The organism is Rhizobium sp. UGM030330-04, from assembly GCF_003208455.1.
GTDB classification, from domain to species: Bacteria; Pseudomonadota; Alphaproteobacteria; order Rhizobiales; family Rhizobiaceae; genus Agrobacterium; species Agrobacterium rhizogenes_A.
This window is the reverse complement of the sequence record NZ_QKML01000007.1, coordinates 165,199-179,387: the sequence shown is the minus strand read 5'-3', so window position 1 is coordinate 179,387 and position 14,189 is coordinate 165,199. Positions and strand designations below refer to the sequence as shown.

Annotated in this window: 13 protein-coding genes; 4 read left to right on the top strand and 9 right to left on the bottom strand. The window is 59.0% G+C overall.

Going from position 1 to position 14,189, the window contains the following annotated elements:
- Positions 1 to 64: 64 nt before the first annotated feature.
- From N434_RS12860 to N434_RS12840, 5 genes are all read right to left on the bottom strand, one after another.
- Complete coding sequence (locus N434_RS12860; RefSeq protein ID WP_110758183.1) at positions 65 to 1,237, bottom strand: Gfo/Idh/MocA family protein; 1,173 nt, start codon at positions 1,235 to 1,237, stop codon at positions 65 to 67.
- Between the two features lie 82 nt (positions 1,238 to 1,319).
- Entirely contained in the window at positions 1,320 to 2,222 is a 903-nt protein-coding gene (locus N434_RS12855; RefSeq protein WP_110758182.1) for a sugar phosphate isomerase/epimerase family protein, read from the bottom strand.
- Between the two features lie 79 nt (positions 2,223 to 2,301).
- Complete coding sequence (locus tag N434_RS12850; protein WP_065117312.1) at positions 2,302 to 3,123, bottom strand: ATP-binding cassette domain-containing protein; 822 nt, start codon at positions 3,121 to 3,123, stop codon at positions 2,302 to 2,304.
- A gap of 9 nt (positions 3,124 to 3,132) precedes the next feature.
- Positions 3,133 to 4,137: an ABC transporter permease gene (locus tag N434_RS12845; protein WP_181423961.1), complete on the bottom strand. Its 1,005-nt coding sequence runs from the start codon at positions 4,135 to 4,137 to the stop codon at positions 3,133 to 3,135.
- A 98-nt stretch (positions 4,138 to 4,235) separates the two neighbouring features.
- A complete protein-coding gene (locus N434_RS12840) occupies positions 4,236 to 5,201 on the bottom strand; it encodes a substrate-binding domain-containing protein (RefSeq protein ID WP_110758358.1) in 966 nt (321 codons plus the stop codon).
- Between the two features lie 148 nt (positions 5,202 to 5,349).
- Here N434_RS12840 and N434_RS12835 point away from each other — a divergent pair, with 148 nt between their 5' ends.
- On the top strand, positions 5,350 to 6,390 hold the full coding sequence (locus N434_RS12835; RefSeq protein WP_110758178.1) for a LacI family DNA-binding transcriptional regulator: 1,041 nt from the start codon (positions 5,350 to 5,352) through the stop codon (positions 6,388 to 6,390).
- 10 nt (positions 6,391 to 6,400) lie between these two features.
- Here N434_RS12835 and soxG read toward each other — a convergent pair whose 3' ends face one another.
- The 4 genes from soxG to N434_RS12815 form a co-directional block, all read right to left on the bottom strand.
- The gene (gene soxG / locus N434_RS12830; RefSeq protein WP_110758176.1) at positions 6,401 to 6,949 is read right to left on the bottom strand and encodes a sarcosine oxidase subunit gamma family protein; all 549 of its coding nucleotides are present in this window, start codon (positions 6,947 to 6,949) and stop codon (positions 6,401 to 6,403) included.
- Positions 6,942 to 9,905, bottom strand: a complete 2,964-nt coding sequence (locus N434_RS12825) for a sarcosine oxidase subunit alpha (RefSeq protein ID WP_110758174.1) — start codon at positions 9,903 to 9,905, stop codon at positions 6,942 to 6,944. Before N434_RS12825 ends, soxG begins: the two co-directional genes overlap by 8 nt.
- Complete coding sequence (locus tag N434_RS12820) at positions 9,902 to 10,177, bottom strand: sarcosine oxidase subunit delta family protein (RefSeq protein WP_065117318.1); 276 nt, start codon at positions 10,175 to 10,177, stop codon at positions 9,902 to 9,904. Before N434_RS12820 ends, N434_RS12825 begins: the two co-directional genes overlap by 4 nt.
- A 77-nt stretch (positions 10,178 to 10,254) precedes the next feature.
- A complete protein-coding gene (locus N434_RS12815) occupies positions 10,255 to 11,505 on the bottom strand; it encodes a sarcosine oxidase subunit beta family protein (RefSeq protein ID WP_110758172.1) in 1,251 nt (416 codons plus the stop codon).
- 90 nt (positions 11,506 to 11,595) lie between these two features.
- Between N434_RS12815 and N434_RS12810 the strand changes: the two genes are divergently transcribed.
- The 3 genes from N434_RS12810 to N434_RS12800 are packed head-to-tail and all read left to right on the top strand — an operon-like array spanning position 11,596 to position 14,117.
- Positions 11,596 to 12,570 (top strand): GlxA family transcriptional regulator, encoded by a 975-nt coding sequence (locus N434_RS12810; RefSeq protein ID WP_110758170.1) that lies wholly within the window; start codon positions 11,596 to 11,598, stop codon positions 12,568 to 12,570.
- 34 nt (positions 12,571 to 12,604) lie between these two features.
- Positions 12,605 to 13,285 carry a helix-turn-helix domain-containing protein gene (locus tag N434_RS12805; protein WP_181423960.1) on the top strand — a complete coding sequence of 227 codons (681 nt, stop codon included), beginning with the start codon at positions 12,605 to 12,607 and terminating at the stop codon, positions 13,283 to 13,285.
- 25 nt (positions 13,286 to 13,310) lie between these two features.
- A complete protein-coding gene (locus N434_RS12800) occupies positions 13,311 to 14,117 on the top strand; it encodes a hypothetical protein (protein ID WP_146227649.1) in 807 nt (268 codons plus the stop codon).
- Positions 14,118 to 14,189: the final 72 nt, after the last annotated feature.

Below are 14,189 nucleotides of genomic sequence, written 5' to 3'. Positions count from 1 at the left end.
AGGCATGGGGACGCGCTTGAGGAAGAGGAGGACGGGAGAGTGGTCCGGCGCGCCCCCAAACTGGTTATGCGAAATCGACCCAGGTGGCGCCGGCATCGGCCGAGCGGACGCAGTTTTCCAGCCAGCGAACGCCTTCGGTGCCGGCCGTGATGCCGGGATAATGGTGGGTTTTCAGAAAAGCCCTGTCACCGCGATTTGCCGCGTCGATAGCCTGGGCGATCCAGAGATAGATGTTCGACCAGCTATCGCCGAGACCTTCGGTATGCAACGCGCCCATGCGGTCGATGGCGAGGCTTTCCTGTTCCAGATAGGGCATGCCGTGATGCAGGATGCGGCCGGGTTCGCCCTGAACTTCGTAGATCAGCTGGTCGGGATGGGAATCGGACCATTCGAGCGAGGCTTTGGAGCCGACAAAGCGGTAACGCTGCGATCCCATATTGCCAGCATTGACGGAGGAGACCCAGAGACGGCCGCGTGCGCCGTTGTCGTAGTGCATCAGAACGGTGGCGTGGTCCTCCAGCGGCGCGCGGGTGGGGATGAAAGCCTTGCGGTCGCAAAGCAGGCGTTCCACCTTCATATGCGGCAGCACGACTTCCGAGAGATAATAAAGATGCGTGCCGATATCGCCCAGCACGAAGGTCGGGCCGGCGGTGCGGGGATTGGTGCGCCATTTGACGGCCTCGCCCGCGCCCACATCGTCACCGGCATTAAAGCCGTGAGTATATTGCAGGTCGACGATGCGGATGTCGCCCAGCATTTCCTTCTTGACCATGGCCGCCATCTGGTGGACGAGCGGGTGCCCGGTAAAACCATAGGTAACGCCGACGATCAGGCCCTTCTGTTCGGCCAGCCGCGCCACCTCGTCGCATTCCGCCACGGTGAAGAACAGCGGTTTTTCGCAGATGACATGCAGCCCGGCCTCAAGGCAGGCTTTGGTGATTTCATAGTGGGTGAAATTGGGGGTGGCGATGGAGACGACATCAACACCGTCTTCGCGTGCCGTTTCACCGGCAATCAGCGCCTTGTAATCCGCATAGCAGCGTTCCGCCGCCACGCCGAGATTGACGCCGAAGTCACGGCCTCTTTCGGCATCGAGGTCGAATGCGCCGGCGACGAGCTGGTAGTTGCCGTCGCGCAGGGCGCCGGTGCGGTGCTTGTAGCCCACCTGTCCCGTGCGTCCGCCGCCCACCATGGCCCAGCGCAGCGGGCGTGAAATCAGTCTTTCTCCATTGATCATGTCAGTCGTCTTTCCATTTGATGTTGCCAATGGCCGTGGCCGGAGGCTTGGTCCGCCTCAGCTTCAGCGCCGGTTTGCCGCGTTATTTCTTGAAATAGAGGTCGATATAGTCCTGCATCTTGCTGCGCATGAACCGGCTCGATTCATCGGCCCTGTCCTCCCAGGCGAAGACGCAGGAGGTCATGATGCCGTCGAAACCGATTTCGGCGAGTGTGCTGAAGAACTCGTCCCATGGCACTTCACCCTGTCCGATATTGAGATGCTGGTGCACCCGCGCCTGCGTGCCCGGCGGGTTGAGGATATAACGAAGCCCGGAGCTGGCCTTGTGGTTGAAGGTGTCGCCGACATGCACATGGGCGAGCACATCCTTCGCTTCGCGCAGCATCGCCTTGGTGTCGTCACCGAAATAGAAGGTGTGCGGCGCGCAATAGAGGAATTTGACGTTTTTCGAATTGACGGTGCGGATGATGTCGAGCGCCGGCTGCAGCGTCTCACACCAGTCTTCCGGATGCGGCTCGACATGCAGGTTGATGTTTTCACGTTCGAAGATCGGCACCAGTTCTTCCATCGAGCGCCACCAGGCATCCTCGCAGGCCTCAATCATCGAGCCGGTATGGCAGCAATAACATGAACCCTTGTCGGGATGCGGTCCGCGGCCGAATTCGGAGTTCATCGTGTCGACCTCCAGGTCGATGGCGATCTCGATGGCCCGCTTCCAGTGTTTCACCGCCGCCTGCCGTTCGGTCTCGTCATTGGAAGCCCAGCGATACATCGGCAGCAGCGCAGCGATGCCGACATCGGCGTCCTTCAGCGCCTTTTTGAAAGACCTGATGCGCTCGGGAAAGACACGCGGCGCCTTGAACCATTCGAGGAAATCGGCGCGGGGGCTGAGTTCGATCCAGTCGAAGCCAAGCTCCTTCACCTTGGCGGGCAGCGCATCGAGGCTGGTGAAACGGTGCATGTGGGGGTCGATGGCGATTTTCATCGGTCTTGATCCTTCTCTATGTCTTTGTTTTTACGCATTGTCCGGACGTAAAAGCGGAATCGTTTTTACTGGAAATGCTCTAACTGGATGGCGGCTGCGGCGGATGGCCGTCATGGCTGGCCATGTAATTTTCCACCTCAGCCCCGAGATCGGCGAGCGCCTCACCGCCGGCCATCAGGTCGGTGATCTCCTCGCGGGATTTTTCGCCCTTGCGGAAATTGGCGGCGACCGCGCCACGGATGAGCACGGCGAAATGGTCGCCGACGGCGATGGCGTGGGTGACCTGATGGGTGATGAAGATCACCGCGATCCCCCGCTTGCGCGCTTCAAGGACGATGCGCAGGACATGGGACGCCTGTTTCACGCCCAGCGCCGCCGTCGGCTCGTCGAGGATCAGAACGCGTGCGCCAAAATGCACCGCGCGGGCGATGGCGAGCGACTGTCGCTCGCCGCCGGAGAGCCCGCCGATCAGGCGGTCGCCGTCATCGATGCGGGTGATGCCGAATTCCTGCACTGCCTTGACGGCGATTTCGTTTGCCTTCTTGCGGTCGTAGATGCGGAAAGGCCAGAAACCTTTGGTCGGTTCTGCACCGATGAAGAAGGAGCGGCCGATGCTCATCAGCGGAAAGGTTCCGCCGAACTGGTGCACGGTGGAAATGCCCATGCGCTGCGCATCGCGCGGCCCGTCGAAATCGACCGGCTTGCCATCCATCAGCAACTCACCGGAACTGGGCTGATAAACCCCGGCCAGTGTCTTGATCAGCGTGGATTTTCCCGCGCCATTGTCGCCCAGCAGGCAGAGCACCTCGCCGGCGCGCACCTTCAGCGAGATATCGTGCAGAACATCGATGGGACCGAAGGATTTGTTGACGTTTCTGAGTTCGAGAATGGGTGTGGTCATCGTCCAGCCTCACTTCTTCTTCGGCGAATAGGTGAGCGCCATGACGCGGAAGGTGTTGTTCATCAGCACCGCGAGCAGCAGCATGACGCCGATGATGAGGCTCGACCAGTTGCGGTCAAACGCGGTGAAATAGATGCCCTGGTTGACGATGGCGAAAGTGATGGTGCCGAGAAAAATGCCGATCACCGAACCGAAACCGCCGGTCAGCAGTACCCCGCCCACGACGACCGCGATGATGGAGTTGAAGATGAAGGTCATGCCGGCCGAAACCTGGGCGACGTTGAACAGGATTGCCTGACAGACACCGACGAAGGAGGCGCTGACGGAGGAAAGGACGAAAAGTGTCACCGTCAGCTTGTCGGTGGGAATGCCGGCGTTGCGGGCGCTCACGCGGTCGCCGCCCATGGCGAAGATCCAGTTTCCGAAGGGCGAATAATGGACGTAGAAGATATAGATCGCCGTCAGCAAGAGCCACCAGACGATGCTGACCTGAAAACTGCCGCCGATGAACTGTCCGAACAGGAATTTGGCGATCGGGCCGGATTGGGCAGGGCTCAGCGCCACGCTGGTCGTGCCGGTCAGAAGCACGGAAAAGCCGAGGATCAGTCCCTGCACCGCAAACAGCGTGCCGAGCGTGACGATCAATGACGGCACCACGGTCCGTATCACCAGAAAGCCGTTAATCAGCCCGACGAGCACCCCAAGGCCAAGCGCGCCGATGATGCCGAGCCAGATCGGCATGCCGTAATAACCGGTGATGATGGCGACCGTCAGCGCGCCGGCCGGGATCATCGCGCCGATGGAAATGTCCAGCTCGCCGGAAATCATGAGAAGGCCGACGGGAATGGCGACGATGCCGAGATTGGCGGCGACATTCAGCCAGCTTGCGGCACCCGCCGGTTTCAGGAATTCGATGCTGCCGAAGACAACGAAGAAGACAAGAACGAAAACAAGGCCGAGAAAGGCGCCTGATTCCGGGCGGCGCAAAAGGTCGCCCAAAGAGAGATTTTTCACGTCGTTACTCCACGATAGATTCCGGGTTTTGCGGCGATGTCCTGTCCGCTTTGTCCCGAGCCCGGCTATCGGGATCGGGACAGCGCATGGATCATTGCTCAGCGCGCACCCTTGGCGACGCCGGCAAGCGTGGCCTCGATGTTGGATTTGTCGACGATGTTGGGGCCGGTCAGCACCGGTGCGGTCGGCAGATCGGTTCCGAAATCGATGGCCGAGGCAAGCAGCGTCACCGCCAGCAGCGACTGCAGATAGGGCTGCTGGTCGATTGCAAAACCCTGTGTCCCGTCCTTGATGCGGTCGAGGCCGGACTGGTTGAGGTCGAAGGTGCCGAGCAGAGCGGTTCCGGTTTTGCCGGCCTGCATGACGCCGATGGCCGCCGAATCCGCATCACCGGCAGAAATGGTGAGAACACCATCGATCTTGCCGTCCTGAAGCAGCGTCGCCTTGATGGCTTCGGCCACGGCGGTGGCGTCGCCGAAGCTGGTGGCGGGCAGCGGCAGCTGCTTGCCGGTGCCGCCGGCCTTGGTGATGCCGTCCAGGACACCCTTGCATCGAGCTTCGAGATTGGCGGCGCCCGGAACGGTGTTGACACAGATGACGTTGTTTTTGCCCTGTTTGGCGAAATATTCGCCGCCGGCCACACCCGCCAGATATTCGTCGGAGCCGACATAATTGATCGCACCGAGTTCTTTCGCCTTTTCATGGCCCCCGGCATTCATGAGAATGACCTTGATGCCGGCCTTGATGGCTTCGCGTATCGCCGGGTCTTCGCCTTCCGGTACCCAGTTCGGGATCACGAGACCATCGACCTTCTGGCTGATGGCGGTCTGGATCAGCTGCACCACGTCGGGCGCAAAATTGTCGTAGGTTTGCAGGCGGAGATAATTGACCTTGCCGCCATTTGCCTCGACCACGAGGCGTGCGTCATCCAGACCCTTTTTGATGAGGTTCCAGAACGCATCGTCATTCTTGCCTCCGACAACGGCAATATTGGCCGCAAACGCGCCGGATGCCATCACCAGCGATGCAGCACCCGCGATGAGAAATTTCCTGAAATATGCCATTGTTTCCTCCCTGCCCATTCTCCCGATGGGCCAAAATGACAGGATGATTTATATCTTTCATTTTCACGATAATGGAATTTATATTTCATTTAATGTTGCATTTCGTATCATTCCATGTCATTCATGAATGATACGATTGTGAGGTGTCATGAACCGCCCGACCATTACCGATCTCGCCAAGGCAGCCGGTGTCAGCATCTCCACGGTCAACCGGTTGCTGCACGGTTCGACCGCTGTGCGTCAGGATACGATCGACCAGATTCTCAAGGCTGCGGAAGAGATCGGTTTTTATGGTCTCGGCACCATCAAGGACCGGCGTCGTGAGGCCATGCCCCATTACAGGCTCGGGTTCCTGCTGCAGCAATCCCATCGTCCGCTCTACCGGTTGTGGGCGGAGGGGATCGTTACCGCCGCACGCCAGAGGCCGGACAGCGTCATCGAGCCGGATGTCGTGTTCGAGGACGACCTCTCTCCGGAGGCCGTTTCCGCCAATCTCCTGAAGATGGGGCAATCCTGCAGCGCGATCGCGGTGGTGACGGCCGATCATCCGCTCGTCAGCCAGGCGATCGACGAGCTGCGGGGCAGGGGCGTTCCCGTGGTAACCTACGTGTCCGATCTGTCGGCGGCGAGCCGCGCGGGTTTCGTCGGAACCGACAGCTGGAAACGCGGTCGGACTGCGGCATGGTTCCTCAGCCAGACGGTAAAGGGCGAGGGGGTGGTCGTGCCGCTGATCGGCAGCAACCGCTATCAATGTCAGGATGTTTCGGATGCCAGCTTCCGCTCTTATATCCGCGAGAACACACCTGAATTGCAGGTGGCGGAAACACTGCTGACCTTCGAAGAGCCCGAAAATGCCTATGTCATCATCCGCGACATGATCGCTTCCGAACCTGGCCTCAAGGGGATTTATGTCAATGGTGGTGGCATATCCGGCGTTTTGCGGGCACTTCGGGAACTGCCCACGGAAAAGCAGCGCGGCATAAAGATCGTCTGCAACGATATCGGCCCGGAAACGCGCAAGGGTCTGAATGAGGGGCTGATTACCGCCTCTCTGCCACTTCCCCTCGACAGGATGCCGCAGCAATTGATCGACGTGATGTTACGGCGCGTCGAGAATGGCGACACATCCTCCGTCGAACAGCGGATCGTTCCCTTTGAAATCCTGACGCCCGAAAGCATCTGGACCTAGGCCGATAGGATCACTGGAATTCAAGGCTCATCCTGGCAAGATCGTCCCACAGGCTTTCGGCAAAACCGCGTAAAACGATGACTTCGAACACCTGCCCGTCGAGCCGGGTGAGATGCGCGGCGATATGGCCGATCAGCGTCGTCGCGGAGCGTCCCACCGGAAAAGCCGCGATGGAAAGATCGACCGCCGTTCCTTTTGCCAGCACCCGCTCGGCCATTCTGCCTTCGATGCGGATGCGTACACGTCCCTGGCTCTGGTCTATACCCGTTGCCTGTGGCTCAAGCGCCGCAAGAAACGCCTTCATCTCCGCGTGGGACAGCGGCTCTTCGCCGACGATGAACCATTGGCCGGGAGAGACCGCCCGCACATCGCCTTTTGCGAGGCTGCGCAGGCGGACTTCCATATCCGCTGCGCCGGGCGCGGCCAGCACATGGATGATCGCGCCTTCCGGCAGGGGAGAGAGCTTGATGGCGGTGGAAGCGATCGCTCTCTTTTTGCCCAGCACCGGGCGGAGCGTCGGCCGGAAACCAGATTTGAAATCGGGCTTGAAATCAGACATGGAGCTTCTCGTTCTCAGGGTCGAAGAAAACCGGATGGCACAGGCGGGCGGCGGTGAATTCATTGCGCAGACCGTTCCAGACCATGACTTCCTCGCCATGCCGCGCGGGGCCATTCTTGACGAGGGCGAGGCCGATGGTGGAACCGAGATGCGGTGAAAACGCGCTTGAGGTCACATAACCCTGATCGTTTTCCAGCGTTGCCGCCGCATCCCTTTCGAGAATATGCGAACCGGTGCGGAATGACTGGTTTTTATCCAGCGGCACGACGCCGACAAGGCTCGGACGGTCGGCAGCGGAAAGCCCCTCGCGCTCCAGCATTCGCCGGCCGATGAAATCGGCCTTGGTGGCGGAGACCATTTTGCCGAAGCCGAGATCGGCGGGCACCACCGTGCCGTTTATTTCATTATGGGTGACATGGCCCTTTTCGATGCGCAGCACGCCAAGCGCCTCGACACCATAAGGCATGATGCTCTCCGGCTTTCCTGCTTCCATCAGCGCATCGGCAACGCTTTCACCGTAACCGGCCGGAACGGCAAGCTCGTAGGCCAGTTCGCCGGAGAAGGAAATCCTGAACAGGCGTCCGTGCAGTTCCCCGCCAAACAGCGAGACGTCTTTGGCCGCAAGAAACGGGAAAGCCTCGTCGGAAATATCCTCATCGACGATTCTTTGCAGAATTGTGCGCGCCTTCGGTCCGGCAATCGCCATCTGCGCCCATTGATCGGTGACGGAGGCAAGCCGCACGTCGAGATCCGGCCAGAGTGCCTGGGCGCAGAATTCCAGATGGTTCATGACACCCGCCGCATAGGCCGTGGTGGTCGTCATGAAGAAACGATTCTCCTCCAGCCGGCTGGTGGTGCCGTCATCATAGATCATGCCATCCTCACGCAGCATCAGGCCATATCGCGCCTTGCCGACCGGCAGCTTGAGAAAGGTATTGCAATAGACCCGGTTGAGGAATTCGGCGGCGTCCTTGCCGCAAATCTCGATCTTGCCGAGCATCGAGACATCGCAGAGGCCGGCACTCTTGCGAACATTCAGAACCTCGCGGTCAACACTTTCCCGCCAGCTGTCTTCACCTTTGCGGGGAAACCAGGAGGAGCGATACCATAGACCGGTTTCAACGAAGATCGCTCCATTTTTCTCGGCCCAGCCATGCAGCGGCGATTTGCGCACCGGCTGGAAATGCTGGCCGTGATAAGCACCGGTGAGCGCGCCAAAGGAGACGGGCGTATAAAAAGGCCGGAAGGTGGTGGTGCCGACATCGGCCGGGGAAACGCCGCGCGCCTCGGAAAGCAGCCCGATGGCGTTAACGTTGGAAAGCTTGCCCTGATCGGTCGCCATGCCGTTCGTCGTATAACGCTTGGCCAGTTCCACATGGCCGTAACCTTCGGTGACGGCGAGACCGAGATCCTTGCGATGAACATCATTCTGGTAATCGACAAAGGCTTTGGCCCTGATGCCGGGGATCGACCAGAGCGGCTTTGCGGGCGGGGCGACGATATCGTTTTCCACAACGCCGAATGTCGGTGTGGTCGCTGCAAAACCGAGATCCTGCGCAAGCGCGGCACCCTTTCGCGCGCCGTCTTCAAGGCAGGCGGCGATGCCATTTGTCGCCGATACCGCACCGGCAAGTTCGAGCCCCTTGAGATTGGCCGGGGCAAGGAAGGCAACATTGTCTTCCGACCAGACCGGTTTTCCACCGCGATGGCAGGCGAGATGGATGATGGGGCTGAAACCGCCCGACATGGCGAGCGCATCGATATTCATGCTTTCCGTGCGGCCATTGGCATAAATTTCTATGGCGGAAAGTGCCTTGCCGCCCTTTGCATTCGAGACGACGCCACCCTTGATGACACGCGCCTTGCCTTCGTAGCCCGGATTACCCTGGTCGCGGCTGTCGATGATGGCGGCAAGAGTGACGCCCTGTGCTTCCAGGTCGCGGGCAAGGGCATAACCACTGTCATTGGTGGTGAAAATCGCCGTCGCCGTGCCGGGACTGATGGCATAACGGTTGAGATAGCTGCGCATGACGCTGGCCATCATCACGCCGGGAATATCATTACCGCCGAAAACCAGTGGCCGCTCTTCCGCACCCGTGGCGAGCAGCGCTTGCTTGGCGACGATGCGCCACAGGCGCTCCACCGGCACGTGGGCTTCCGGGTTGGCCACATGTTTTTGCACACGCTCCAGCGCGCCAAAGACATTGCCATCGTACCAGCCGAAGGCCGTGGTCCGCGTCAGCATCGTCACATTCGGCAGGGTTTCGAGTTCGGCGACGCAGTGCGCCGCGAAATCCGCAGCGCTCTTGCCGCCGATGGTCGCGGTTTCGGAAAGGAGCCCGCCGCCTGCCATGGAATGTTCATCGATGATGATGACGCGCGCGCCGGCGCGCCCAGCGGCAAGGGCTGCGGCAAGTCCTGCCGCGCCGGAGCCAATCACCAGCAGGTCGCAATGCGCCCAGCATTTGTCATAGGCGTCCGGGTCTGCCGCATAGCTCGCCTTGCCGAGACCGGCCGCTTTGCGGATGAAGGGCTCGTAGATTTTTTCCCAGAAGGCGGCAGGCCACATGAAGGTCTTGTAATAGAAACCCGCGCCGAGGAAGGGCGAAAGAAGGCCGGTCAATGCGCCGATATCGAAATCGAGAGAGGGCCAGCGGTTCTGGCTTTTCGCTTCCAGCCCGGCATAAAGCTCCTGCATGGTGGCGCGCGTGTTCGGCTCCGTGCGCCCGCCGCTGCCGATCGTCATCAGGGCGTTCGGCTCGGCGGCACCCGCCGTCAATAGGCCGCGCGGGCGGTGATATTTGAAACTGCGTCCGACGAGCTGCTGGCCATTGGCGAGCAGGGCGGAGGCGAGACTGTCGCCTGCAAAACCCTGCATCACCTTGCCGTCGAAGGTGAAGGAAAGCGGCTGGGTGCGGTCAATCAGACCGCCGGTCTTCAGGCGGCTGGATGTCATGCGCTTGTCACTTCCTTCTCTCCGGCGGCATCTCGGCAGGCGGATATCTCATGGGTGACGGTGTCGCGGGCGACGATCAACCAGCGGCGGCAGCCGGAGGTGTGGTGCCAATATTCCTCATAGGCGCCCCGCGGATTGTCACGCAGATAGACATAATCGAACCATTCCTCAGCACCGGCATCCGCCGCCGGTCGCTGAAGGGCAGCGCCCTTGATAGTGAATTCTTGCCTGGGTCTTGGCCCGCAATGCGGGCAGGGCACGAGACTTGCCATTTCAGATGTCCTTGCTACGCCAGATAGCGGGATGGCGAAAAGTGTGACCGGTTTTCGCCTGAAATCCCGCTATGGATTTAATGAAGGTTGGGCTGTGCGCCCTGACCTTTTTCATCGATGAGATAACCGCGCCGGAAGCGGTCCAGCCGGAAGGCCGTCGCCGTTTCCTGCGGCGTGCCGCGTGCCAGAAGATGGGCAAAGCAGAACCCGGAAGCGGGCGTCGCCTTGAAGCCGCCGTAACACCAGCCGGCATTGAGATAGAGATTGTCGATCGGGGTTTGGTCGATGATCGGTGAGCCATCCATCGACATATCCATGATGCCGCCCCAAGAGCGCAGGACCCTGACGCGGGAAAGCGCCGGTATCATCGCCTTGCCGGCTTCGGCGACATGTTCGACCGTCGCCAGATTGCCGCGCTGGGCATAGGAGTTGTAACCGTCTATATCGCCGCCGAAGACGAGGCCGCCCTTGTCCGATTGCGAAACGTAAAAATGGCCCGCCCCGAAGGTGACGACGCCATCGATAAAGGGCTTCAGCCCTTCCGACACAAAAGCCTGCAGCACATGGCTTTCGATCGGCAATTTCAGGCCGGCCATGGCGGCCACCTGCGAGGAATTGCCCGCTGCCGCCAGCGCCAGCTTGCCACAACCGATGAAGCCGCGGCTGGTCTCCACACCCACGACCATGCCGTTTTCGCGACGAATACCCGTCACCTCGCAGCCCTGAATGATATCGACGCCCCGGCTATCTGCACCACGGGCATAACCCCAGGCAACAGCATCATGCCGCACCGTGCCACCGCGCTTTTGCAGCAGGCCGCCCTGAACCGGAAAGCGGGCATTGTCGAAATCGAGAAACGGCAGCATTGCCTTGACAGAGGCGCGGTCCAGAAGTTCGGCATCGACGCCGTGCAGCCGCATGGCATTGCCGCGCCTTGTATAGGCATCGCGCTGTGCATCCGAATGGAAAAGGTTCAGCACGCCGCGCTGGGAAACCATGGCGTTGAAATTGAAATCCTGCTCCAGCCCTTCCCACAGCTTCATTGAAAGCTCGTAGAATGGGTTGTTGCCCGGCAGCAGGTAATTGGAGCGGATGATCGTGGTGTTGCGGCCGACATTGCCGGAGCCGATATAGTTTTTCTCCAGCACCGCGACATTGGTGATGCCGAATTCCTTGGCAAGGTAATAGGCGGTCGCCAGCCCGTGCCCGCCGCCGCCAACGATGATGACGTCATAATGCGGTTTCGGTGACACATCCCGCCATGCGGGCTTCCACGATTTATTGCCAAGAAGGCCGTTCATGAAAATGGAAAAGGCGGAATAGCGCATCTGGCGTACCTCGAACGATATCAAGCAAGCTTACCGACACGGTTCGAAAGGCGATTGCAGAAAAGGGACATTATGAATTAGAAACGAGACATGACCGTCATCGAGCAAAAAAATACCCAGCATATCGGTTTTGTCCTCGTCCCGAATTTTGCGCTGATGTCCTACGCCTCGGCGGCGGAGCCGCTGCGGGCTGCCAATCTCATTGCCGGGACCGATCTTTATGAGGTCGTGCCTTTGTCCTTCGGCGGTGAATCCGTCAGAAGCTCGTCGGGAATCCTCGTCGATTGCCAGTCACTCGCCTTGGTGGGCGAGCGATGCCATACGATCTTCGTCTGTGCCGGCGGTGGGCCGCAGGACTGGGCGGTGGGGGAAGGTTCTTTTGGCATGCTGCGGCGGCTGGCGCGCCAGGGCGTCAGGATTGGTGGCATTTCCAGCGGTGCTTACCTGCTGGCGGCGGCGGGCCTGCTGGATAATCGCGATTTTACGATCCACTGGGAGCACGCGCCGGTACTCCGGGAAGCCTTTGCCCATCTCACGCCCAGACAGGCCCGCTTCGTCATCGATGGGGACCGCATTACCTGTGCCGGCGGTGTGGCACCCCTCGACATGATGCATGCGATGATTTCGCAGAGAATGGGTGCCCATTTTGCAAGGCGTGTCAGCGACTGGTATCTGCACACGGCGGTCGCCGAACCCGGCGCGCCGCAGCGTGGCTCCTCGGCGGAACGTCATGGCACCCACCATCCGGCCTTGCTGACCGTGCTGGAAAAAATGGAAACGACCATCGAAAGCCCGCTTGACCGGCAGACGATGGCAAAGTTGGCCGGAACCAGCGCGCGGCATCTCGACCGGCTTTTTGCGAGCCATCTGAAGTCGACATTTCTGGAGACCTACCGCGCCATTCGCCTTGACCACGCCCGGCGATTGCTGGAGCAAAGCCCGCTCTCCATCGCGGAAGTGGCCTTCGCCACGGGCTTTTCCAGTGCAGGCCATTTTTCGGGTTGCTTCAAGGCCCGCTTCGGTCAAACACCGAATGCGATGCGACAAAGATTTCCCCTGAATTAAAATAGTTTTCCTGTAAAGAAGGGAAAACACGAAAATGCCGGAGGAACCGATGGCCAAGGATACCACCAAGACCGAGCAGGCGCAGTTCCTGTCCCAGGACCCGCATGCCGTTCGCGAGCCGAGGGTCAACAATCTGGAAATGGCAATCGGTCATGAAGTGCGCGCCTATCGCAAGAAACTTGGTATCACCGTCACTGATCTTGCGTCCGCCACCGGTGTTTCCGTGGGCATGCTTTCCAAGATCGAGAACGGTAATATCTCGCCGTCGCTCACCACGCTGCAGACGCTTTCAAAGGCGCTGGGCGTGCCGATCACTGCGTTCTTTCGCGGTTTTGAGGAGCCGCGCAGTGCCACCTTCGTCAAAGCGGGGCAAGGGGTGAATATCGAACGCAGGGGCACCCGGGCCGGCCACCAATACAGCCTGCTCGGCCATATCGACAACAATACCAGCGGCGTCACCGTCGAGCCCTATCTCATCACGCTCACCAAGGATTCGGATGTGTTTCCGACCTTTCAACATGAGGGAATGGAGTTTCTTTACATGCTGGAAGGCGAGGTGGTCTATCGCCACGGCGAACAGCTTTTCACCATGCAGGCAGGCGACAGCCTGTTTTTCGACGCCGATGCGCCGCACGGGCCAGAGGAGTTGGTGAAGCTTCCCGCCCGTTATCTGTCGATCATTTCCTATCCGCAGAGAGGTGCGGGGGACCAGTAATCCTTTGAGAAGTCTAGGAGGTTATGTGCTTCGAAAAATCATTAGGAGACCCAAATACCTTCGCTCGGGCGAATTGGCATATGTCCTCCCTCATTCCTACGTCAAAGAAAGGCATGAGTTACTTCTCACAGTTTCTCTCGTCACAAACCGTTATCTCTTTGGGTTAGTTTATAGCGGTCTTTGTCCCCAATATTTTCGCAGTATGGGTGAGGTAAGTGGTGTGTTTGTGTCATTGGTTGTGCCCACAGATGAATTGAATTTGGGTATAAGTAAGCCTGGTGACATAGATATACTTGTTATTCCGTATCAAGATAATGCCCTGATTTTGGACCAAATATTGGCTATTGAAGTGAAAGTAGTTAGGGCTTCTTTCTTCAATCAAGGCAGATCTCCAAATTCTATGGGCATGACGCAAGCCGATGGCCTACTAAAGATGGGATTTCCCTACGTTGCAGTAGCGCACCTAATTGTCTCGGATGAAAGCCCTGAGCATGCTTGGCGACCGATGGGTATCGCTGAAATTTTGGATGAGTTTGGCAATTGCAGAATGCTGCCCGAAATGAATGTGGACTGGATGCCAATTGACCTCATGGAGCGTGCCATGGGAAAAATGAAGTCTGCTCGAAGTTCAAAGAATTTAGGCCTAGCTGCTGCCTTTTTAGCTTCGAGGGAAGAGGATTTAAATGGTGCTGGGCTTCGTGGGACTTGGTATCCAAATGTTGAACCCGCATCGGTGAACGATTTTGTTCAGCGGAGTACATTGGAAAAAATCGTCTCTCTTTTCCACGAAAACCCCACGGCTTTCATGGACATACCTCGCTATGATCCATAACGAGTTATTTGCCTTAGAAGAAAAAAATATTCCTGATAGTTGACGAATTGGAATTCCATATGTTAGCCCTTC